We start from the raw sequence: 24,512 nt of genomic DNA on the forward strand, positions 1-24,512 counted from the left end.
CTAACCGCCCTCGATGATCAACCGGTTCAACAGGGTTAACCATCCAGGACCATGTTGTCTGAATTTCTGGAGTAAAGAGCACCGCTCAAGTAGCGAGGGGGATTCAAGATAATTGGAGTACCATGAACGTTGCAAAATGGCCTCTGCCATTTTACTGAAAGACCGAAAGAAAAGTAACCAGCGCTGACGCGTGGTAGGTGGCGCTGGACAATGATCTTGACCACCATCGATTTCCTTCTCGATCACTTTCGATTCATAGTGTTTGAACGGCATCATGAAGTCAGGAAGCTCTTGATGGATCAGACCACACTCCATGCACCGAAGCCTTCTGATTCTGTACGTTCGGCGCTCTCCATTGTCCATGATGCACTTACGGTTTCTCGTATCTCGAACCTTCATGTAGCCTCCGCAAATGGGGCATGGTAAAAGCTCTTTACTCCTAATGAAAAATATCAATTTCAGGATTGTGCTCAACCTCATAGAGTGATATCATTATCATGGTTTTGGAACACCACTTTACGAGGGACAATCTTGCCGGAGAGTCCTTGTGAAGTGGTGTTTTCCTTTTTCACCTCATTACCAGTTAATCATTACTGATAATAGATTACTATGCCGTCTGTGGCAATACAAGAGAGCAAAAATGTCTGCTCCTGGACAATGCCACAGAGCAAGGCGAGGTCAAATCAGGAGAGCAGAAACAATTAACCTCTTCAATGATTTGATCGAAAAAGGGTTACTACTTCCATCAAAGTATGAAGGTGCATTTATTACGAAAGAAGACATTCTATTCAGCCCTTCATCATCAGCAGCTGCTATTGTGAAAGCAGGAGCGATGAATGGTCCGAAGTCATGGAAGACAGAGGACGGTAGGACACTTGATGAAGTGGAGAACGGAGAAGTAAATGCATAGAAATGAGCACATTAACACCACGGCATAATTTTATAATAAAAGTTGATCTATCAGTGTCTGCCTTGTTCCAAAAATGATATGATGAGGACAGTGAAACTGGATCTATTTTTGGAGCGTGATGGATGATGATAGAAAAATATTCTGCTGGAATTGTAAAAAGATCTACATTTTTTCGTGAGACCATGGAAGTAGGAACATTGAAATCACAAGGATTGAGCGATTCGGAACTAAAAGAAGAGTTATTTGAAAAGAATTTCCTTAGGATTACACCTGAGAGGAGAAATCGAGAAACTGCTTCGGCGGTTATGTCTCGTATCCAGTCGCTGAGTGATGACGAGGTGAGATTATTAAGCAAAGGAACCTTGGATGAGAAGAAAGGCATCACTTTGCTTTCAATTATGAAGACAGAGCGGATTTTTATGGATTTTATGAGTGAGGTTTGGGTTGAAAAGATTCACCTTGGACAAACTACTCTAGATGAAGGAGATTTTAATCTGTTTTTCCGTAGAAAAGCCGAAGAGAGCGAACACGTAGCCCGTTGGAAGCCTATCACTATCAATAAGATCAAGCAGGTCATGAAGAAAATCTTAAATGATCTTGGCTTTGTGAGAGGAAAAGGAAAGAGTGTTGAGATTTTGATCTCATTATCCTCATTACAGTTTATTGATGCAATTAGTGATGAGCCACGAATTGTTAAAGAAATTTTTGGAGGAGATTTGTAATGAAAAGGATTTACGTGCGACTGGAGAAACTCCTCCAACGGATACGAGAAAAAAACTTTCGTCAGAATAAAGGACTGGGAAACGAGATAGGTTTTCATATCTTTGATTATAATCCCGAGGATGAACTGATCGTGAGAAATCGGATTGCATACATCAAGGAACAGACGAAGCACGATCCCTTTGAGATTCAAGAGTTTGATTTGTTTCAGATCATGGTAGAGATTCTTGAAGAAAAGAAGTATTTAGAGAAAACATTTGTTATGGAAAAGAAGAAAGGGACTGAAAAGATACTAGTTCCCATCCGTCGAGCTCTACGTGTGAATCAGAACGATGATTTAATCGTGCAGTACATTAAAGATCGAATTTCTGATAACGCGATTGTCTTCTTAACAGGTATTGGGAAAGCGTGGCCAATTATACGATCCCATACTGTGTTGAATTCCCTCCATGCTGTAGTAGAGGATGTCCCACTGGTCATGTTCTTCCCTGGGACATATGATGGACAAAGCTTGATTCTTTTCAATGAGTTTAAAGATGATAATTACTATAGAGCGTTTCGATTGATTGAAAGGTAGGCGTTTCATATGAGAATCTATGATCTTTTTCATAAACCTATTGATCGTGATATTAAAGGTGTTATTAAAGTAGAACAAAATGATGAAATGAATATGAAACAAGAATTAGACGAGTATGTAGTGACACGCGAGTTGAAAAAACACATAGATCACTTTTTCACTTCCTATGGAAAAGGAATTGATGAAGTGACTGACAAAATTGGAGTATGGATTTCTGGTTTTTTTGGTTCTGGGAAATCGCATTTTCTGAAAATTCTATCATATTTACTTGAGAATAAGAAGATTGATGAAAAGTTGCCCATAGAGTACTTTGAAGAAAAGGTTGATGATCCATATCTTCTTGCAAATATGAAGAGAGTCTCTGAGTTCAACTCAGATATAATCTTGTTCAAAATTGATTCGAAAGCAGATGCTGATTTAAAAACAAGTAAAGAAGCACTTGTAAAGGTATTTAATAAGGTTTTTAATGACCATTTAGGTTACTGCGGTAGCATTCCGTGGTTAGCAGAAATCGAACAAAGAATGGATCTAGAGGGTCATTACGATGTTTTTAAGAAAAGATACAATGAGTTGAACAATGAATCTTGGGAGTCGGCAAGAAACGAAATATATTACGCCGAAGACGATTTCGTCGAATTATACTCTTCCATTACTGGAAAGAATCTTGAAGCTACTCACAAGTGGTTTAGTAGAGCTGAAGATAATTATAGTTTAAGTATCGAGAAGTTCTCAAGATCAGTAAGAGAGTATTTAGAGACGAAAGATGAAAACTATAGAGTCGTATTTCTTGTAGATGAAATGGGACAATACATTGGTGATGACACAAGCTTAATGCTAAATCTGCAAACAATCGTTGAGGATTTGGGTTCAGTATGTGGTGGTCGTGCATGGGTTGTAGTTACCTCTCAGCAAGATGTTGATTCAGTAATTAAAGTGATAGGGCGAGATTTTTCTAAGATACAAGGTCGTTTCAACACTAGACTTAACATGTCTTCAGCGAATGTGGATGAGGTGATTAAGAAACGATTGCTTAGAAAGAGTGAAGTAAATGGTACGATTGACACCCTGAGAATGCTCTACCAAGACCATGAGTCCATCATTAAAAATCTACTTGTCTTTTCTACCAAGACTCCCAATATGAAACGACATAGATCTGCAGAAGAGTACGTTGAGGTATACCCCTTTGTACCCTATCAGTTCTATTTATTACAAGAGGTGTTTAACTCTATACGGACTCATGGAGCCAGCGGTAAACATCTATCTGAAGGGGAACGTTCATTGCTTTCGGCTTTTCAGGAGTCTGCTGTAAGGTTTAAGGAACAGGACCTTCATTTCCTTATGCCATTTTATGCATTTTACCATACAATTGAAAGCTTTCTCGATCACGACATTAACATCGTCGTGCAAAGAGCCATCGATAATGATGCTTTAGAAGATTTTGATGTGAATGTACTGAGACTTCTTTTTCTCATCAAGTATCTCGGAGACAAGATGCCACCGAGTTTGGAGAATATTACGACGTTAATGGTCGATGGTATCGATGTAGACAAACTAGAATTACAAAAACGTGTGAAGAAGTCTCTTGACCGACTTTTTGAACAAGCCTTAATTCAAAAAAATGGAGATGCCTATATATTCTTGACCAATGCAGAGCAGGATATCAACAGTGAAATCAAGAACATTGATGTTGATTACTCAGAGGTAATCAAGAATCTTTCGGCGCATATTTTTGATGATATCTTGAAGGCTAGAAATAGATTTACCTATACGTCTGATCACATTTTTACGTACAATCACAAATTTGATGGGGATTATTACTCCTCACCTCGAGGAGAGCTTACTTTGCAGGTCGTTAGCCCCGCTTTCAATAGTGGTGATGACCAAGATAGCCTACTGAAAATGCTGACGACGCAAGATAGTAGTGTCATCCTAAGGTTACCCGATAAAATGGGTTATTTTAGTGAGATGGAAGAAGCCATTCAAATTAAGACATATCTCCGAAGAAACGAGGCTTCATCTAAAATTCCAGAAGTCGATCGCATCAAGGCTACAAAGGGAGAAGAGATTCAAGCTCGTAAGGAACGCGTGGTGGATCTCCTTGTTACAGCTCTTTCTCGTGCAGACGTATTTGTTTATGGTCAACGCGTGGAGATCAAGGCGAAGGATCCAAATCAGCGTGTTGACGAGGCCCTAGGGTTATTGGTGGATAACAAATACACGAAGATAAAACTCCTAACACCGTTTATTCCTAGCAGTGGGACAAAAGGCAAGCTTCTAGAGATTTTTCGTGAGAATCCCCAAGACAAGATATCGGGGACAAATAGTAATCAGAAAGCTTACGACGAGATTTTATCTCATATTGAAAACATGGATAAAATGCATGTACCATTGACCGTCAAGAGTATAACGAATAAATATGGAAAGGAGCCTTATCATTGGAGAAGTGAAGACTTAAAAGGGCTATTGCTTCGCATGTTCCATATTCAGGCGATCAGCTTAATTTTTGCCAGCGAAGCTTTGGATCCTCATAGTCCTGATAAGATTGTCGATCTAATTTCTAAAGAAAGTACACTTGAAAGTATTAAGATTAAAAGAAAAATCAAGCCTTCGAAGGACTTGATTAAGGATGTTAAAAGAATTATGGAGGATGCTTTTCATCATAGTCTCATGACAAGTGATGAAAGTCAGTTGAAGGTGGATGTAGAAAAGATCTTAAAAGACGAGTTGCGACAAGGCGTCTACGATGGCCAAGACCGAAATATCCAACACTACTTAAAGCAGTATAAAGAAGGAGCTCGATATCCCTACCCTGGACGAGTCATTCTAGAAGAAGGTAAAGAAATCCTAGAGTCGATCTTGAAAATCAAAGAAGAGATTCAGTTCTTTCAAGCGACTCAAGAGGCAGAAGAAGATCTCCTCGAGTACGCCAAAGAAGTGGACGATGTGAAAGAATTCTTTATCTATAAGAGAGCGATCTTTGATCAGGCAGTAGAGCAGATTTGTTTTTATGAAGCCAGCGAAACATACGTAACTGATCAAAAGACAATCAAAACGATCCAAGAGATGAAGAATATTGTAAGTATGCCCAGTCCCTATCGTGAGATTTATCGCCTGCCGGAGCTCAGAGATCGCTTTGTCAAAGCATTTGGTGAACTGCTCGATGAAGAAATCGCTGCAGCGACAGACATCGTGAGAGACAATGAAGAATCTACTTTGAAATATCTTGATTCATCGATGATACCTGAGGAAGAAAAGTATTCGTTGAGAGCAGAGATTGATCGCAAGTTTGATAAAATGATTGTTCGGTTGAATGATGCGACAGTTATCAATGATGCGATCGTGAAGAAGGAAGAGTCCTTTAGATTGAGAAAACGCTTCATCGAGAAAATAGATAACATTGTTGAAGAACTTAGTCCGCTAACACCACCGACACAACCGCCATCGGTAAGCGATCCTGTGACACCTTTAAAGGTGAAGAGTATTGATTTGAAAAGTGTATCGCGACATTTCAAAGACATTAAGACAAATGCGGATATTGAGGAAGCGGTCTATACTTTTAAACAAATGCTACTCAATGAGAAAGAGAATTATGATGTTATCAAGTTTAACTAGGGGGACCTACTGTGAATAAAACGGCAATTAAGAATTTTTCAGTCCGAGCACGGAGAAAACTCATCGAGGAAATCTCACAAAAAGCCTACATGCTCGGTATCAAAGAGAATGGAAAGCACGAAGAGATCGAAGTCTTCGAAGGTGGTTTCAGTGTAAAAAACGTATTGTATAAGACCGTCTATCCTATATCAAAAAGAAGAGACCGTCAGCGACTTATCGATGAGATCAGCCAAAAGGGATTTGAACAAGTGATGGAGGAAGTGGCCTATACATGGTTCAATAGAATCATCGCCGTTCGGTTTATGGAGGTCAATGAGTATCTCCCTGTTAAAGTAAGAATACTTTCTTCAGGTGTAGAAGGTGACGCTATTCCTGAGATTGTTACACATATTTACGACTATGTAGAAGCTTTCAATCTTGATCCACAGAGGGTTTATGATCTGAAAGAATCTCATAAGTATGAAGAACTCTTTCGTGAGGTGTTCTTCAAGGTATGCAATCAGCTTGGGACTCTTATGCCTCAGGTATTTGAAGAAATTGCTGACTATACGGAACTTCTACTGCCCGATAGCCTCTTGGTCTCAGAGTCTGTGATTCGGGACCTTGTCGAAAGTATCGATGAAGATGACTTTAAAGAAGAAGTAGAGATTATCGGATGGATGTATCAATACTATATTTCGGAGAAAAAAGATGAAGTTTTTGCGGGGCTGAGAAAGAACAAGAAGATTACAAAAGAGAACATTCCTGCAGCCACACAACTTTTCACACCCAAATGGATTGTGCAGTATATGACTGAGAACTCCTTAGGCAGACTCTGGCAAGAATCACATCCTAATGAAGAACTGAAGAAAAAGTGGGAGTACTACATTGAACCAGCTGAACAAGAGCCAGAGGTGCAACAAAAACTCGAGGCTCTAAAGAATCCCAACCTCAATCCTGAGGAGATTACGGTTCTAGATCCAGCGATGGGCAGTGGGCATATCTTGGTTTATGCCTTTGATGTACTTTATGATATATACCTTTCTAGAGGATACATGGCGAGAGAGATTCCCTATCTCATATTAGCGAAGAATCTATTTGGTCTGGATATTGATGACCGTGCGGCACAGCTAGCTTCTTTTGCTCTCATTATGAAAGCAAGAAGTAAGAACAGGCGATTGTTTAATAAACCTGTAAATCTTAATCTATACTCAATCCAAGAGAGTAATAGTATCTCAAAAAAGGTTGTAGAAGTTCTCGTAGATGATGAAGATGATCAAGAGATGCAAAGGTTTATTCAAGAGAGTTTAGATTACATTCTAATTAAGTTCAGTGATGCCAAGGATTATGGGTCGATAATCAATCTAGAAAGCAAGGAATTTGGTTTTCTTATAAAGAGAGTGAACTATTCAATTGAAAGAAGAAAGCAGAATCCAGGCGAACTAAATGATGTTATTGAATCACTAGTCAGACTAGCAAAGTTAGTAAAACAAGCAATAATTATGAGTCAAAGTTATGAGATTGTGATTACTAATCCACCTTATAAAAAGATTTCTGATTTGAATGGTAAAATCCAATCGCTTGTTGATAATAATTATCATGATTCAAAACAAGACTTATATACTGTATTTATGAGAGTCGTAGAAAATTTTCTGAGTAATAGAGGCATTGCTGCAATGATTACGCAAATGAGTTTTGCTTTCAAGTATCAGTTTAAAAAGCATAGAAAAGAATTCTTAAATAACACATTTATCAATTTTTTAAAGTTGGGCTCAGGAACTTTCGAAGAAATCGAAGGAGAAGTTGTACAATCTGCTACTTTTGTGTTTAGACCGATATATCTTGATGAGTATTTTTATCCATTTATCGACGTGACAAAAGAAAAAACCTCAGCGGATAAGATGAACAACCTGTGGAATAATTACTCTATCAAGTCATTCAGCCGAGATGCACTGACAAAGGATTATCGTTTCATAAATGTAACTGAAATGCCATATAATACTAAATTACAACCAGTTAAAGTTAAGATTGGGGCTCAACCTGGATCAAACTTAATATTCCGATGGTGGGAAGTTGATTTTTCAAATTACAAAATTCTTTGGCACAAGTATAACAAGGGAGGAGTAAGTAGAAGATGGTATGGAAATCACTATTGGTTTATAAAGTATGGAAAGGATGGTGAGGTGGTAGTAAAGAATAATGGGAGCCTAAGCAATCATGAGTACTATTTTCGTGAACACATTAGTTTTACACGAGTCTCATCAAAGTTTTCTTTTAGATACTATTCTGACGAGTTTATTTTCGATAACACGTCCCCCGCTTTATTTGGGGATTTAGAATACTTACTCGCCTTCTATAACTCATCTGTTTCATATTATTTATGGTCGGAAATGTACGGCGGTAATAAAATTGAAGCTGGTCATATCTCAGCTATTTCACCAATATCTATGGACAATCTTAAGCCATTAAAGTCTTTGGTAAGTGATAATGTATCAATAATGAAGTATGATTGGGATCTTCAAGAATTTTCTTTTGAGTTCAATCCCAAGAGTCTGTTCTTCATAAATGAAAGAGATTCCAGAGTTCAGGATGAATTTATCAATTTTTCTAATAGACACAAATTATTAGAAGAGAGGATAAAAACAAACGAAAAAAGTATCAATAGAATGTTTTATCAACTGTATTCTATTAGTTCTGATGACCTGATTTATCATCATAGCAAATTGTTAAAAATTGATAATTATGAGTATGTTAGCAAATATATTTCGTACGCAGTAGCTTGCATTTTTGGGCGCTACTCTCTCGATGAAGAAGGGTTAATCTTCGCGGGTGGCCAGTTAGACATTTCTCGTTATTCTCAGTACATTCCTACCGTTGATAATATCTTGATTATCACAGAAGAAGATTACTTTGAAAACGACGTCCTTCATCACTTCGTGAAGTTCTTGGAAGTGACCTTTGGAAAAGAAACTTTAGAAGAAAATCTGAGATACATCGCCGATGTACTCTACCCAAAATCTAGGGATACAGCGCGAGATCGGATCCGGCGATACTTTGTCAAAGACTTCTACAAGCACCATTGTAAGATGTATAAAAATCGTCCCATCTACTGGATGATCGACAGCGGAAAGAAGAACGGCGTAAAGGCATTGTTCTATATGCATCGCTATGACAAAAATACCATAGGGTGCTTCCGTACCGATTACCTTCATGAAATCCAGCGTTACTACGAAAATGACATTGCCCTATCAGAAAGTACAGGAGATAAGAAAAGAGCTGATACACTCAAGAAAAAACTTCATGAAGTCACGGAATTTGATAAAGTGGTCGCTCACCTTGCCTATCAGCAAATTGAATTTGATCTCGATGACGGTGTGGAGCATAATTATGAACTCTTACAAAACATTGAAATTCCGCAGGCTGATGGACATAAACCGCTAAAGGGCAATCTCCTTGAAAAGAGGAAGTGATCCAATGAAGAATACCGAGCTAAATATCCAAGATATCTTGCAGGACATGTTGAGTAGAGACCCAGAGAATGGCGCTCAGCGTAATCTGATCTTTTGGTATGACGCTGAAGCGGACTTTCAACACGAGATTCAAAGTGTTTCCTTTAACAACACAAAGGTTGTCACGCTGTCCAAGAATAACGCCTTTCGTTTAAAGTATGATATTGAGATTGCACATCCAACTTCACATTTTTTACTCTATGCCCCATTTAGCAAACCACAGGATCGTGAGAACTGGCTGTTGGATATTCAAAAGTATGCAACAGAGTTCTCCTCAGATCGATCCGTCTATGAAATGAATAGGCTGGGGGTAGAAGATGAGAATCTCCGACCCTTGTTCAAGAAAAACATCCGTTTTTTCGATAATGGAAAGCGCGTGACAAAACTAAAGTCCTATGCGATAGACCATTACGACCCTATGACATTCCAAGTAGCAATTGTATCTGCTCTTGCAAAACTAAAGACGGTGGATTTTGATGAAGTCATTCGCATTCTCATTCATGAACACATTGCTGGAGAAGACACCCTTATCGAGGAGATTGAAAAATTTGGCGATCTCAAAGGATTCTATACACTATTGGGGAAACGATTTGGCTTGAATGAAGAGACCTTTGGCTTTAATCATTTCATTGCTACGCTGCTTTATACGGCCTTTAGTTATCAATACCAAGGGAAACTTCCCCAAAGACTTGAACACCTAAAGTCCAATAGAATCAGTGAGATTGTCGTCTTTGTCGATGAGTTTTATCACCATAGCCAATATCAAGACATAGCGCTTCGCCTTGCACGGATCTACGAAGAAAAGCTGGGTATCTCGAAAATTCTTAACGGTGTGGAAACGGAAGTGTTAATGAATTGCGACACATTCCCCTTGATTGACGAGATCATCATGGAGAGGATCGTGATTAGAATTCATCAAGAGGTTAAGGACTATGAGAAATCCATACGCCTTGTGAAGGAAAGACGTTCTACACATTGGTACCGCCATTATCAAAACGAGTATCAAGCATTAATCCATGGACTAGAACTCTTGAAGCACTACGATCAGCTCGCTCACCAACTTTCCTGCTCGGATCTAGAATCCTATTTTGAGCGATATTGCGAAACTTATCATAAAATGGACTTTTACTATCGTAAATTCTATTACTATTACGACCGTATCAAGGTCAATGATATGCTCTCGCATTTATCCGAACTTGTTGAGAATGTCTACGTCAATAGCTTTTTAGGAACCCTATCAATTAACTGGTCTGCGGCTATATCAGAACGTGGCGACCATTTACTCGACAAACGCAAGATCAAGCGTCAGTGGCGCTTTTATGATGAATATGTCGAGCCTTATGTGATATCTAAAGAGCGCATTTTTGTGATTATTAGTGACGCTTTACGTTATGAAGTGGCCAATGAATTGGTAACTGAATTGATGAAAGAGCGTCGGGCTGAGATTTCAATAACGGCTAGTCAGGGCGTAGTGCCAACAGAAACACAATTCGGTATGGCTGCTCTCTTACCCGGTGATACGATGACTTATGATCCAGATAGGGGAATTGAAATTGACGGCTTCAGTGCTTCAGGGAGGCAAAATCGAGAGAGAATTCTTCAAACAGCGACTCCAGAGGCAGTAGCCTATCGTTATGAATCGCTACGACATATGAAGAAATCAGACTATAAAGAGGCTTTTACAGGAAAGAAGCTCGTCTATATCTATCATGATACCTTGGACCGCTTGGGTCACCAGAGTAGTCCCTTTGATGCAGCTGAAGTGGCTATTGAAGAACTAAAAGATTTGATCCGCTCCCTTGTGAATCACGTGAGCGCTACCAAGATCTTGATTACGGCCGATCATGGATTTTTGTATCAGCGATCTCCACTTGAAGAGTACGATAAGATCTCGAAAGTAAAGAGTGAAGCCATACTTACATCGGACAGGCGATTCCTTTTGTCTCAAGAGCCCTTTGAGGATATGAATCTGCTTAATCTTCCTATGAACGAATCGATCAAGACCAAAGAAGAGCTTCATGTGATCGTACCGAAAGGGAGTCTCCGCTTCAAAACACAAGGAGGGGGAGGGAACTTCGTGCACGGTGGCGCCATGCTCCAGGAACTGGTGGTACCAGTGATTACTTACTTTGACAAACGAAGCGATGATTTTAAAGCGAAAAAAGTGGAAGTACAGCTCACAAGTATCACGCGAAAACTCACCAATCGGATCTCCTATCTGGAGTTTTTCCAAACAGAATCGGTTTCTAAGAAGAGGCTGCCTTTGAATCTGCGTTTATCCATTGTGGACGAAGAAGGAACACGTGTGAGCAATGAAGTGATCCTCATTGCTGATCGGGGATCCTCAGAACCACAGGATCGTCGATTTAAGGAGAAGTTTGTACTTAAAGACCTGCCCTATAAGAAAGAGGATACTTACTATCTTCTCTTTGAGGATGATGAAGAAACGCTGAATCCTGTCTTAAATAAGATTCCTTTCGTAATAGATCTGGCTATCGTGAATGACTTTGGATTTTAGTGGGTGATTTGTATGGGATTAAATGAAAAGCTCAATACACATTTCTCAGGACGTGTAGTCAGAAAAGATCTGACAAAAATGATCAAAGAGGGAGCCAATGTCCCTGTTTATGTTCTTGAATATCTGCTAGGACTTTACTGTGCTACGGACGATGAGGAGAGTATCCAAGAAGGTATCCGTCGGGTGAAGAATATCCTTTCTGATAATTACGTGCGCCCCGATGAAGCCGAAAAAGTCAAGAGTAAGATCAAGGAAGCGGGTCATTATACGGTCATTGACAAAATCACCGTAAAACTCAATGAAAAGAAAGATATCTATGAAGCCGAGTATTCAAATTTAGGCTTAAAAGCTGTCCCAATTTCAGGTGGGTATGTTAAACGGTTTGAAAAACTCTTAGCCGGTGGCATCTGGTGCATTCTCAAGATGTCCTACTACTATGATGAGTTTGAGAAGAATAGTCCCTTTACCATTGAGGATCTGACGCCCATACAGATTCCAAATCTAGATCTCAATGAGATTTTTGTAGGTAGGAAAGAGTTCACCAAGGAAGAATGGATCGATGTCCTGCTGAGAAGTATTGGCATGGAACCCACCCAGTTAGAGGATTCAGTTAAATGGCACATGCTATTGCGTATGGTTCCTTTGGTGGAGAATAACTTCAACATGTGTGAACTGGGGCCACGAGGGACGGGAAAATCTCATATCTACAAGGAGATTTCCCCTAACTCTATATTGGTTTCAGGAGGTCAGACAACTGTTGCCAACCTATTCTACAATATGGCTAGAAAGACCATAGGACTGGTTGGATTATGGGATACAGTGGCTTTTGATGAAGTCGCAGGGATCACCTTCAAAGATAAAGATGGCATACAGATTATGAAGGATTATATGGCTTCGGGATCTTTTGCAAGGGGGAAAGAAGAAAAACAAGCCAGTGCTTCCATGGTTTTCGTGGGGAATATTAACCAGAGCGTGGATGTGCTGTTAAAGACTTCTCACCTCTTTGAACCATTCCCTGATGCTATGGCTTATGATACGGCCTTTTTTGATCGGATGCATTTTTACTTGCCTGGCTGGGAAATTCCTAAGTTTAAGCCGGAGTTCTTTACCAATGAATATGGATTTATCACCGACTACATTGCTGAGTTCTTCCGCGAGATGCGCAAACGAACTTTTTCAGATGCTATTGACAAATACTATAGTTTTGGTAGCAATCTGAATCAACGTGATGTCATAGGTGTGAAGAAGACGGTTTCGGGATTGATTAAACTGATCTATCCGCACGGTGAGTATACCAAACAAGATGTGGAAGAAGTGCTGCGATATGCATTAGTGGGTCGACGCCGTGTAAAGGAACAGTTGAAGAAAATCGGTGGCATGGAGTTCTACGATGTGCATTTTAGCTACATTGACAAGGAAACCTTCGAAGAAGAGTTTGTCTCAGTTCCAGAGCAGGGCGGTGGTAAGCTGATTCCCGAAGGAGCAACCAAACCTGGTCATGTCTATACCGTTGGTCACGGAGATTCCTCTATGATCGGCGTCTATAAAATTGAAACAGAGGTTGTTGTGGGTAGAGGCAAAATCGAAAAGACGGGTCTTGGTAGTGGCAAAGAAGTTAAAGAAAGTATCCAGACAGCATTTAACTACTTCAAAGCCAACCGTAAGCAGATCAGTGGATCCATCAGTGTCGACAACCACGATTTTCTTATGCACGTACAGGATGTGCAGGGCGTAGGGATGACCAATCAACTGGCACTATCTGCATTTGTAGGTCTCTGCTCGGGCGCATTAAAGAAGCCTGTCCGAAGTCAGTTGGTTATTCTCGGCACCATGAGCATCGGCGGTAGCACACCGAAGGTCCCTGAACTCGCTAATATCCTTCAGGTTTGCTTTGATGCTGGCGCCAAGAGTATTTTGTTACCCATGGGATCAGCTGCTGATATCCCTACAGTGCCTATGGAACTTTTTTCTAAGTTCCAAGTTTCGTTTTATAGCAGCCCAGAAGATGCAGTGTATAAAGCTTTAGGTGTTAATTGAGTGATAACCTAGATTGATGAGTTCTCGTGCAGGATAACTGGAGATGAGGTGTTGTTGTGGCGATGAGGAAATTTGTAAAAATGAAGTGTTCAGAACTAAGAGAGATATATGAGAAGAGCAAAGATTCTTTAGAAGTGCTAAGAGATTTAGACAAAGAGTTGAAGCATCGTCATACAAAGATCTCAAGAGAACTATCTGTTGATGTGAAGAAAAGATTGCAAGAGTTGAAAAAGAACCGTAAGTCCGAAAGACATTACGAGATCATCGAGAGGATTGCGGTGATATCTGAGAATCAAGGATGGACAAAAGAGCTAAACCGTGTAAGTTGGTATGGACACGAACCTAAGCTTGACTTGAGAAACTGGTACCATAAGGATGGTCGGATGGGGAAGGGAATCACATTTACTAGTGAGGAATTAGTTTCATTGCGAAACATTCTAAATGATAATCAGATTGAATGAGCACTCGTTTGTTGCCAAAGTGTTGATACAAACTAGAGGGACGGGGACAGCCACCTTCGCAGAAGAAACTCTTAATAAGAATCTCTGAAATGCCGTGATTAGAATAGAATCGAACAATGTGATATCGAGTATCTTCCGAGAAAGAACCTGTCCCCACGGAGGAAGAAAGTGAAGAAACTCTGTGTATTTCAATTCTGTAAGGCCACCATTGCGGAAAGAAACGACTGCATTAGTGCTCATTCATGGATAGTGCTACTACCGTGTCACGGGGACAGGCACCTTCGCAGAAGAAACTCTCAATCGAAACCTCTAAAGTGCAGTCATTTGAACGGAATCGGAAGATACGATAGAGAGTTTTTTCCTTTGGAGAACCTGTCCCCACGGAGGAAGAAAGTGAAGAAACTCTGTGTATTTCGATTCTGCAAGGCCACCATTGCGGAAAGAAACGACTGGATTAGTGCTCATTCATAGTTAGTGGCACAACCGTAGAATTCCTCCTCGCGATTATTATTATGATCGGCATGTGAGGCAATCATACTGGTACTCTTACCGAGAATAGTGGTTCTGTTTCGCCGATACGGTGGTAGGCTCAGACCGAAGTATTCAACATTGATTGAGGCTATTAGATGATTGATTCTATCGGTCATGGAAGGAGATTGAACACATGTATATTGTCATGACCCTGCTGGTCATAACTGCTTGGAGCCTCCACCAAAGTTCATTGAAAGACGAGCGATCACTCAGCGCACAAATCAGGTACATGCGGTTGGTCTTCAGTCTCAGCATAGCGGTCTTCATACCGGCATTGATTCAGTATACATTCTGGGATGTGTCGGAGTATAATCTGTTCCTCTTCCATCCGGTGTTGATGCTCGGGGTAGGAACGATCTTCTCGCTAGGTTTGCAGCTTCTCGTTTACGGGAAGCTATCGACCAACACGGGAGTAGAGTAGAATAGGAAAATGAACTGCTCACATAATCGAATCGGTCTCTAGATCATCTGGAGAAACTGGGGTGGTAAAACGTGGTTGTTGTATTCTGAGGAATCTTATTTGACATTTTTCAGTGGGAAACGCATCTCGCAGAAAATGGATAGAAAAGAAATGGGTCGTAACAACCATCAACCCATACCGTAGTTACAGGCTGAAAGAGGAGGAGACGCATGTTCAAGATCAAGAATTTCGAAGACAATGACGATGTACAAGTGGTAGAAGAGCTAGGTGCATTTAAAGTGCTAGAATACAAGCGGGACCTGAGCGTCAATCGCGCCACAGCCCAGGAGGCTTACTATGCCTCCGAGATGAATGTTCGTAGGAGACAGGTCATGTGCGATGTGAGCGTTTCAAACATCACCCTTCAGGCCGGGGCCATGCAGTGGACCGTCGGCGATGTCAAAGCCACCACAGGCGTTAAAGGCATGAAAGACCTCATTGGAAAATCTATCAGGGGAAAGGTCACCAATGAATCGGCCATCAAGCCGGAGTACACAGGTAGCGGCCGACTCGTCCTAGAACCCACCTACAAACACATCCTGCTGATCGATGTGGACGACTGGAACGGATCCCTGGTCATCGAAGACGGTCTCTTCCTGGCTTGTGACTCTAATCTGAAACACAAGGCCATCTTAAGATCCAATCTCTCTTCCGCTGCCATGGGAGGGGAAGGCCTCTTCAACCTGGGGCTTCACGGGGGTGGCGTTGTGGCCCTTGAATCCTATGTGCCAAGGCAGGAACTGATTGAAATTGAGCTAGAGAATGATGAGCTCAAGATCGACGGGAACATGGCCATCGCTTGGTCCGGCAGTTTGACCTTCACCGTGGAAAGGTCTGGTAAGACCCTCCCTATGTGTTAGGATAGTTGTACCAGCTGCTTGAATAAAGTAAAGTGGTAATAACCAAGATCCCCCGAGGAGGAAATTCAATGGCTAGGTACGACAAAGAGTTCAAATACAAGGTTAAAAGAATGATGATGCCCCCGTCCAACAAGAGCGTTGCCAGCATTTCAAAAGAAACTGGAATCTCCGAGAACACCCTTTACAAGTGGAAGCGAGAAGCCAAGAAGGAAGGGTTCGTAGTCACCGATGGAGAAACCAACAGCGAGAAATGGAGTTCGGAAGATAAGTTTCAAATCGTCCTTGAAACAGCGTCGTTAAACGAATCGGAGCTCAGCGCCTACTGCCGAGAGAAAGGGCTCTATGTTGAGCAGATCGAGGCTTGGAAGAACGCCTGCATGACGGCTAACGGTGGACTAGCAGACGAGGCAGCGCGCCTGAGCAAAGAGCTGAGAGATCGGGATAAGGAATACAAGCAGGTAAAGAAAGAACTGGCTAGAAAGGAATCTGCACTGGCTGAAACAGCTGCACTACTGGTGCTCAGAAAAAAGATGCATGCGATCTGGGGGGAAAACGAGGAAGAATGATCAGCACCCCTGATCGCAGAAAAGCAATCTCGCTGATTGACGAAGCAGTTGAAGCAGGAGCTCGTTTAAAAATGGCCTGCCGCATGATGGGGGTTACGAAGAAAACCTATAAGCGATGGACTGATCAGCGGACACCTCTCGATGATCAAAGGCCGGAAGCGGATCGCCCTACACCCGCTAATAAGCTGACGGAAGAGGAAGAAGAAAAGATTATAGCAATCATGAATAGCGATGAGTTCAAGAGTTCTTCCCCTCACTACGCTATCCCGACCTTGTTAGACCGCGGTACTTACATCGCTTCGGAGTCCACATACTATAGAGTACTCAAAAAGCATAAGCAGCAGAATCACCGAGGCAGGTCCAAGAAACCCGAAAGTAAGCCGCTGGCAACGCATTCAGCCAATGGTCCCAATCAGGTATGGATGTGGGATATCAGCTGGCTCCCCGGGCCGGTGAAAGGACTGTTCTTCTACCTCTATCTGGTCACCGACTTATTCAGTCGAAAGATCGTCGCTTGGGAAGTCCACTTAGAAGAGTCTTCTGAGCATGCAGCCCGAATGATTCGTCGTGCATCGCTAAAGGAGAACTTGGCTCTAAATCGAAAGCCCCTGGTTCTTCACAGCGATAACGGAAGCCCGATGAAAGGTGCTGCTCTACTAGATACACTCCAGCGACTCGGAATCGTTCCGTCACGTAGCCGCCCTAGGGTCAGCAATGATAACGCTTATGCAGAAGCGGTTTTCAGAACGATCAAGTATCGGCCGAACTATCCGTTCAAAGGATTTGCAACACTCAGCGACGCACGCACATGGTGTAAAGATTTAGTGACCTGGTACAACCACACGCATAAGCACAGTGGCATCAAATATCTGACACCGCACCAACGCCATGAGGGCTTAGGAAAAGAGATCTTGGCAAAACGAGATGCCATTTACATAGCCGCTAAAGCTGCTCATCCCGAGAGATGGTCAGGCAGTACTAGGAACTGGTCTATTGAAGATACGGTTTATCTGAATCCGGTTAACCAGACTGAACTTGATGATAGCACGGAGAACTCGAGCGCAGGGTAGCATACTAGAACCGAATGTAAATATATTGAAAAGATGCAAGCGCACTCTTAGACTACTTGTAGTATCACAATCGATAATCTGGACAACTAACTTGACATCTACCGCCCTGATGGGTTCGGCTGTCTCGGGAGAAGGTCTCGTCAATGTCTACCGCGGAACGGGCAAAGTCCTCATGGCGCCGGTGTTAAGGTAAAAAAGGCTCGGATACAGGAATTGTATCCGAGTTGATTTTTTTTCCACACTTGTATAGAATGAAATGAGAATGTATCCAAAATTAAATGTCAAATAACCCCGAATGAAGGTGATCTGATGAAACCCGTTCTAAAAGATAAAATCGCAGAGATGCTCAGGAAAGAAATTTACCTCGGCAACATCGCCGACGGCGACTCCTTTACCCAAGAACTTATTTCCGAGAAACTCGGTGTCTCACGCATGCCCGTCCGTGAAGCCTTCCTGCAACTCGAGGCCGACGGCGTCCTGCAGCGCCTTAAGAACCGACATGTCAAAGTGATCGGGATGACCGACCACCGGATCCGCCAGTTCTTCAGCGCCTTACGGGCCCTAGAAGTCTCCTTTGCATGTGAACGACTCAGTATGGACGAAGTCACCCGTACCTTTGAAGCCTATAAAGCCGCCGTCCCACAGCAAGGCAAGACCACCTGCATGGAGCGACTGCTGGACTTCCATCTCAGTCTGAGCGACTCGCTGGACAACCCCTCGCTCTACCAGCTGCACCGACGTATGCTGATGGGTTACCCGCGCTTTCTTTACAACCACCTGGACTTCGACTGGAAAAAGCTACTGAAGCACCACGAGGCCATCTACAGGGCCGTAGACAACCGAGACAAGACCGCGATCGCTTCGACTTTCGAAGTTTACTATAACGAGCTCGCCGATAGAGCAGTGGAGGAATGTAGCCTTGGAGAACCTGAAACCGATTAAACTGCTGCCGGCCCGTGAACAAGTGGCCGCCGCCCTCAGGAAGGCCATCCTGGCCCACGAGATCTTAGAGGGCGAGGAACTGACCCTCGATAGCGTCTCCGAGATGATGGGCGTCTCCAGCACCCCCATCCGCGAGGCCTTTCAAATGCTCGCCCGAGACGGCTTCATCAAACTGCGTCCCAACAAGGGCGCCATCGTCCTGGGCGTCAACCAGAAGACCATCTGCGACCACTACGAAACCCGTGCGATTCTAGAGCGCGAGTGCGCCATGGCCGTCTGCCGCAACAAAGCCGACCTCTCCGGCATCCTGCAGGCCTACAAGCAGGGGAGGGAGGCTGTCGCGACCAACGACGCCCGTAGGTACTCCGATCTGAACCAAGCCTTCCACGTGGAAATATGGGCGGCAGGTGGCAACGACAAGATCAAATCCCTGCTGTCCACCCTTTGGAACGGACTGTCCCTGGGGCAGAACGTCACAGAAGAAGCCTACGCCAAGATCTCCATCGCAGAACACGAGGAAATCCTGGAGGCCCTTATCGCCCGTGACGAAAAGAGGGCAGGCGACCTCATGAACCGTCACATCCTCAGGAGCATGGAAAACATCCTGACCCACCTCGACCACATGGATGCCAACTACGAACTTTAAAAGTATCGAAAAGGATCCAATGACCGCTGATGATCGGAAACGATGATCGGCGGTTTTTCTTTCGGTCCACGAAATTGTCATTTATTTCTCAATCGGCAATTGACGTGAAAACGCTGTCATGGTATCATATATTTGATAATGGATACATTATCAAATATCAAACACCACGGCGCCGTGGTCTCGTCATCATCTCGTATCGTTTAGGAGGGAAATAATGAGCGCTGCAACCATCACCTTACTCTTCCTGGTCTTTGCCATCGTCATGTTCGCCTGGGAGAAAATCCCCTTGGCCCTAACCTCGACCATCGTCTGTATCGGACTCGTCCTCACGGGGGTCCTCGACAACGGGGAAGCCTTCGCAGGATTCATCAACAACAACGTCATTCTCTTCGTCGCCATGTTTGTCGTGGGCGGTGCCCTGTTTGAAACCGGCATGGCCAACAAGATCGGCGGACTCGTCACGCGCTTTGCCAAAACAGAGCGTCAGCTCATCGTAGCCATCATGGTCATCGTGGGCCTCATGTCCGGGATCCTATCGAACACCGGTACATCAGCCGTACTGATTCCCGTGGTCATCGGAATCTCCGGCAAATCCGGATTCGCACGTAGCCGGCTTCTCATGCCCCTCGTCTTTGCTGCGGCCCTGGGTGGTAACCTCTCGATCATCGGTGCCCCTGGTAACCTGATCGGTAAAGCCGCGCTTGAGGAAATCGGCCTCACCATGGGCTTTTTCGAATACGCCAAGGTCGGCCTACCCATGCTCATCGTCGGCATCATCTACTTTGCCTTCATCGGTTACAAATTTTTACCCGACGCCGCCCACATGAAGCATGAGACCATCTTTGATGAAGAGGTGGACTACAGCCACGTGCCCGCCTGGAAACAGCATCTCTCGCTGATCATTCTGGTCGGTACCATCCTAGCCATGATCTTTGAAAAGCAAATCGGCATCAAGCTCAACATCATCGGCTCCGTAGGCGCGATCTTGCTCGTCCTCACCGGTGTCATCAATGAGAAGCAGGCTTTCAAAGCCATCGATATGAAGACCATTTTCCTCTTCGGTGGTACCCTGTCCCTCGCCAAGGCACTGGATGTCACCGGAGCCGGTGCCATGGTGGCCGAGACGGTCATCAGCGCACTGGGACCGAACGCATCACCCTTCGTGCTGATGTTCACGATCTTCCTGATCGCCGCGGCGCTCACTAACTTCATGTCCAACACCGCTACCACGGCACTGATGGTTCCCATCGCCATGTCCATCGCCGCCACTATCGGCGCCGATCCACGGGCCGTCATCATGGCCACGGTCATCGGGGGCTCCTGCGCCTACGCCACGCCCATCGCCATGCCGGCCAACACCATGGTTCTTTCGGCCGGTGGCTATAAGTTCCGCGACTACGTGAAAGCAGGTCTACCGCTGATCGGGATCTCCATCCTGGTCAACATGATCATCCTGCCGATTCTATACCCCTTCTTCCCCTCATAGGAAGAGGCATCTGACAACCGACATCATCTGAAGGACAACCAAGGAGGAAATGATGAACAGGGAAGCATCCGTACAATACCTGACCGACACCATGGCCAAATTCGTCGGTCACGTCGGGATCAAACTACCCGATCTCGTCGAAGCCAAGCTGAGAGAACTCAGTGAACAAGAAACCAATCCCCTGGCCAAGACCATTTACGCCACCATGTTCAAAAACCAGGACCTCGCCTACGAACTCCACCGACCGAGCTGTCAGGACACGGGTGTCCTGCAGTTCTGGGTCAAGTGCGGATCGAACTTTCCGCTCATGGGGGAACTCGAGGCCCTGCTGAAAGAAGCCGTCATCCAGGCGACCATCGACACGCCGCTGCGTCACAACAGCGTGGAAACCTTTGACGAATACAATACCGGCAAGAACGTCGGCAACGGGACCCCCACGGTTTTCTGGGACATCCTGCCCGGGAAAGACCACGTGGAAATTGACGTGTACATGGCCGGAGGCGGCTGTTCGCTGCCAGGCAAGGCCATGGTCCTCATGCCCGGCGAAGGGTACGAGGGCATCACCCGCTTCGTCATGGACGTGATGACCAGTTACGGTCTCAATGCCTGCCCACCGCTACTCGTCGGTGTTGGTGTGGCCACCAGTGTCGAAACCGCTGCGCTCCTATCAAAGAAAGCGCTGCTCAGACCGCTGGGTTCCAAGAACGCCAACGAAAACGCCGCCAAGATGGAGACCCTCCTCGAAGAGGGGATCAACGCCATCGGCCTCGGCCCCCAGGGCATGGCCGGAGCCGCATCCGTCATGGGCGTGCACATTGAGAACACAGCCCGGCACCCCTCTACGATCGGCGTCGCCGTTAACGTGGGGTGTTGGTCCCACCGTTACGGTGAAATTATCTTTGATAAGGATCTCAACTACGAAATCACAACACACTCGGGGGTGACCTTATAATGGCAAAGAAAATCATCAAAACTCCCGTTCGAACAGAAGACCTCGTAGGGATCAAGACCGGCGATATCATCTATCTCGACGGCTACCTCGTCACCTGCCGTGACGTGGCCCACCGCCGCCTCATCGAAGCCGGACGGCCGCTTCCCGTCGATCTGAAGGGGCTTGCCATCTTTCACGCAGGGCCGATCGTCAAAGACCACGGCGACGATCGATTCGAAATGATCTCTGTCGGTCCCACCACCAGCATGCGCATGGAGAAGTTCGAAAAAGAATTCATCGAACAGACCGGCGTCAAGGTGATCATCGGCAAAGGCGGCATGGGTCCGAACACCGAGGCCGGTTGTCGCGAACAAAAGGCAATCCACTGTGTCTTCCCCGCCGGTTGCGCCGTTCTGGCCGCCACCCAGGTGGAAGAAATCGAACGTGCCGAGTGGCGCGACCTCGGTATGCCGGAAACCCTCTGGGTCTGCCGCGTCAAAGAGTTCGGTCCACTGATCGTATCGATCGATACCGAAGGCAACAACATGTTCGAAGCGAACAAGGTCCTATTCAATGAGAAGAAGGAAAAGGCCATCGCCGATGTGAGCAGCCAGGTTGGGTTTATCAAATAATTGAAGGAAGCGCCGGTTTTCACTAGATGAAAACCGGCGCTTCTTCCATTGGAGCAAGGACACAGGAGGATGTGCGGCCATTGACGAAGGTATGAATCAGACGTACAATTGTACTACAGAGAAAAAACACAACCCCCTCAAGGGGAGTTGTCTTCCTTCGATATGACACGAGATCTCTTCGCCAAGCAGGATGACCTGGATTTGTATGGCCAAGGGGAAGGCAAGGAGCCTATAGACAGGAAACCACATGGAGGTGACCAGATGACAAGTAAGCTGATCGATAGAATCCGAAGTAGTCAGTTGACAAAGAATCAAAAGATCATTGCCGACTATTTTGTCAAGAATCTGACAGATATCTGTACCATGACATCTTTAGAGATCGCACATGAGGTCGGGGTGAGTGATGCTTCGGTTATTCGTTTTGCCAGGGCCATTGGGTATGAGGGGTTTGCAGACCTAAAGGAAGATTTCTACAACATGATTTCGAGCAATTCAAGCGGTGAACTGAGCAAACTGTCCCTCAGCGAAAGAATCGATATCAGCACGACGAAGTACCAGAGCAAAGACATCAAGGACAGCTTCACTAGAATCATGTATGACAATATCGGATCAACGATTGAGATGAACAAAGCCGAGCTCTACGACCAGATCATCGATGGCCTGACCAACTCCAAGAGAAAATTCATTATCGGCTTAAGGGGAGGCAAAGGCGCAGCCGTTCAGATGTCCAGGTTACTACGCTATCTGGTCGATGATGTCATAGAAATATCGAGCGACGATAGTGACGCCATCGGTTTACTGCAGTGTGCAACACAAGAGGATATTGTGGTATTTTTCAGTTTTGCCCGTTACTATAAGATCGATGTTTCCCTCATCAGCTTGGCGAAGCAGAAGGGGGCCATGATCTGCGTCATTTCTGACCAGATCATCACACCTGTGACAGAGCATGCGGATATCGTACTGGTGACAGAAACAGAAAGCATGAGCTTTTTCAACTCGGCCCTGGGTTCGGCAGCGATCGTGGAGTACCTGCTCACTATGCTTTGCTGGAAAGAAAAGGATAAGTTTCAATCTCGCTTGGAAGAAAGAGACGCTTATCTAGCGGAGTTCAGGTTATAGACACCCCCAACCATTCGTAAAGCTTGCAAACGATTACACATGTAAATGTTTAATCGTTTTTTTCTTTGTGCGCCCATTTCATATAGAAGAAGGAAAATGTGGCCTAAATTGTGTGAATTAAAAAACAATCGTTGACTGTAGTACACACTACATTTATAATACTAAATATAGTCATCGCTACATAATTCCGATTATTTACATGTGGTGGTCTTAGGATGGAAAGTACAGTATTATTGGAGGTGTGTTTACTATGAGTAACGTTGGGTGCAGGATCCTTCGTGAGTTCGAAAGACCAAGCGAAGAGTTGATGCGATCTTTCGAGGGAGTTCCCGTGGCAAACATTGATGATTGCATGCATCGGATTTCCGCTATTGATTCTGCCATACGGCCGATGAACAAAGGGAAGCTGGTCGGGCCTGCTTTCACGATCAAGGTGCCGGAGGGTGATAACCTCATGTTTCACAAGGCCATGGACATGGCAAAACCCGGTGACATCTTTGTCATCGATGCGGGGGGAGCAACAAATCGTGCGATTTTTGGCGAGTTGATGGTCAACTACTGTCGCATAAAGGGTATCGGGGGCATTATCGTCGACGGCTCGCTGAGGGATTATCAATTTATCAACGGCTTGGATGACTTCCCGGTTTATGCGAAGGGCGTTACACCGAATGGTCCCTACAAGAACGGGCCAGGGGAAATCAACACAACGATCGTCGTTGGAGGACAATCCGTCTCGCCGGGAGATATCGTTGTTGGTGATGAAGACGGTGTTGTGTTCATCAAACCATCCGATGCAGAGTCGCTGTTGGAAAAGGTGAGAGACGTACAGAAAAAAGAAGAAATGATCATGGGTGAGATGGAAAAAAGCCAGACTTACGAGAGACCCTGGGTGGATCAAAAGCTCGAAAGTCTATCATGTGACTACATCTAGGCATAGGGTGAGTGT

General features: G+C 44.4%; 20 protein-coding genes and 1 pseudogene. 20 read left to right on the plus strand and 1 reads right to left on the minus strand.

What is annotated here, in order from left to right; genetic code table 11:
* The gene (locus tag ACULM0_RS14290) at positions 1-480 is read right to left on the minus strand and encodes a DUF6431 domain-containing protein (RefSeq protein WP_463678214.1); all 480 of its coding nucleotides are present in this window, start codon (positions 478-480) and stop codon (positions 1-3) included.
* 67 nt (positions 481-547) lie between these two features.
* Between ACULM0_RS14290 and ACULM0_RS14295 the strand changes: the two genes are divergently transcribed.
* The 20 genes and pseudogenes from ACULM0_RS14295 to ACULM0_RS14390 all read left to right on the plus strand — a co-directional run bounded on the left by ACULM0_RS14295 (position 548) and on the right by ACULM0_RS14390 (position 24,497).
* Entirely contained in the window at positions 548-910 is a 363-nt protein-coding gene (locus ACULM0_RS14295) for a DUF4357 domain-containing protein (RefSeq protein WP_463678215.1), read from the plus strand.
* Positions 911-1,032: 122 nt separating this feature from the next.
* Positions 1,033-1,632 carry a DUF1819 family protein gene (locus tag ACULM0_RS14300; RefSeq protein ID WP_463678216.1) on the plus strand — a complete coding sequence of 200 codons (600 nt, stop codon included), beginning with the start codon at positions 1,033-1,035 and terminating at the stop codon, positions 1,630-1,632.
* Positions 1,632-2,207 (plus strand): DUF1788 domain-containing protein, encoded by a 576-nt coding sequence (locus tag ACULM0_RS14305; protein ID WP_463678217.1) that lies wholly within the window; start codon positions 1,632-1,634, stop codon positions 2,205-2,207. Before ACULM0_RS14300 ends, ACULM0_RS14305 begins: the two co-directional genes overlap by 1 nt.
* A gap of 9 nt (positions 2,208-2,216) precedes the next feature.
* Positions 2,217-5,819, plus strand: coding sequence for a BREX system P-loop protein BrxC (gene brxC / locus ACULM0_RS14310; RefSeq protein ID WP_463678218.1), 3,603 nt, complete (start codon positions 2,217-2,219; stop codon positions 5,817-5,819).
* Positions 5,820-5,830: 11 nt separating this feature from the next.
* A complete protein-coding gene (gene pglX, locus ACULM0_RS14315) occupies positions 5,831-9,268 on the plus strand; it encodes a BREX-1 system adenine-specific DNA-methyltransferase PglX (protein WP_463678219.1) in 3,438 nt (1,145 codons plus the stop codon).
* Positions 9,269-9,272: 4 nt separating this feature from the next.
* Positions 9,273-11,825, plus strand: coding sequence for a BREX-1 system phosphatase PglZ type A (pglZ, locus tag ACULM0_RS14320; protein WP_463678220.1), 2,553 nt, complete (start codon positions 9,273-9,275; stop codon positions 11,823-11,825).
* A gap of 12 nt (positions 11,826-11,837) precedes the next feature.
* Complete coding sequence (gene brxL, locus ACULM0_RS14325; RefSeq protein ID WP_463678221.1) at positions 11,838-13,862, plus strand: protease Lon-related BREX system protein BrxL; 2,025 nt, start codon at positions 11,838-11,840, stop codon at positions 13,860-13,862.
* Positions 13,863-13,924: 62 nt separating this feature from the next.
* On the plus strand, positions 13,925-14,323 hold the full coding sequence (locus ACULM0_RS14330) for a YdbC family protein (protein WP_463679893.1): 399 nt from the start codon (positions 13,925-13,927) through the stop codon (positions 14,321-14,323).
* A gap of 664 nt (positions 14,324-14,987) precedes the next feature.
* The gene (locus ACULM0_RS14335) at positions 14,988-15,275 is read left to right on the plus strand and encodes a hypothetical protein (protein ID WP_463678222.1); all 288 of its coding nucleotides are present in this window, start codon (positions 14,988-14,990) and stop codon (positions 15,273-15,275) included.
* 209 nt (positions 15,276-15,484) lie between these two features.
* Entirely contained in the window at positions 15,485-16,174 is a 690-nt protein-coding gene (locus ACULM0_RS14340; RefSeq protein WP_463678223.1) for an AIM24 family protein, read from the plus strand.
* A gap of 68 nt (positions 16,175-16,242) precedes the next feature.
* Positions 16,243-16,740, plus strand: coding sequence for a transposase (locus ACULM0_RS14345; protein ID WP_463677604.1), 498 nt, complete (start codon positions 16,243-16,245; stop codon positions 16,738-16,740).
* Positions 16,737-17,810, plus strand: coding sequence for an IS3 family transposase (locus ACULM0_RS14350; RefSeq protein WP_463678224.1), 1,074 nt, complete (start codon positions 16,737-16,739; stop codon positions 17,808-17,810). The genes ACULM0_RS14345 and ACULM0_RS14350 overlap by 4 nt, the downstream gene beginning before the upstream one ends.
* A 103-nt stretch (positions 17,811-17,913) precedes the next feature.
* Positions 17,914-18,003, plus strand: a pseudogene (locus tag ACULM0_RS14355) (AIM24 family protein); the annotation flags it as partial.
* A 116-nt stretch (positions 18,004-18,119) separates the two neighbouring features.
* Entirely contained in the window at positions 18,120-18,752 is a 633-nt protein-coding gene (locus ACULM0_RS14360) for a GntR family transcriptional regulator (protein ID WP_463678225.1), read from the plus strand.
* Complete coding sequence (locus tag ACULM0_RS14365; RefSeq protein ID WP_463678226.1) at positions 18,730-19,398, plus strand: GntR family transcriptional regulator; 669 nt, start codon at positions 18,730-18,732, stop codon at positions 19,396-19,398. Before ACULM0_RS14360 ends, ACULM0_RS14365 begins: the two co-directional genes overlap by 23 nt.
* 214 nt (positions 19,399-19,612) lie before the next feature.
* Positions 19,613-20,884, plus strand: a complete 1,272-nt coding sequence (locus ACULM0_RS14370; protein ID WP_463678227.1) for an SLC13 family permease — start codon at positions 19,613-19,615, stop codon at positions 20,882-20,884.
* A gap of 52 nt (positions 20,885-20,936) precedes the next feature.
* Entirely contained in the window at positions 20,937-21,836 is a 900-nt protein-coding gene (ttdA, locus tag ACULM0_RS14375; protein WP_463678228.1) for a L(+)-tartrate dehydratase subunit alpha, read from the plus strand.
* A complete protein-coding gene (ttdB, locus tag ACULM0_RS14380) occupies positions 21,836-22,447 on the plus strand; it encodes a L(+)-tartrate dehydratase subunit beta (RefSeq protein WP_463678229.1) in 612 nt (203 codons plus the stop codon). Before ttdA ends, ttdB begins: the two co-directional genes overlap by 1 nt.
* Positions 22,448-22,708: 261 nt before the next feature.
* A complete protein-coding gene (locus tag ACULM0_RS14385) occupies positions 22,709-23,566 on the plus strand; it encodes a MurR/RpiR family transcriptional regulator (protein ID WP_463678230.1) in 858 nt (285 codons plus the stop codon).
* Between the two features lie 250 nt (positions 23,567-23,816).
* Positions 23,817-24,497: an RraA family protein gene (locus ACULM0_RS14390; protein WP_463678231.1), complete on the plus strand. Its 681-nt coding sequence runs from the start codon at positions 23,817-23,819 to the stop codon at positions 24,495-24,497.
* Positions 24,498-24,512 lie beyond the last annotated feature (15 nt).

This window comes from Halotolerantifilum yawarlongkerapense, assembly GCF_054506745.1.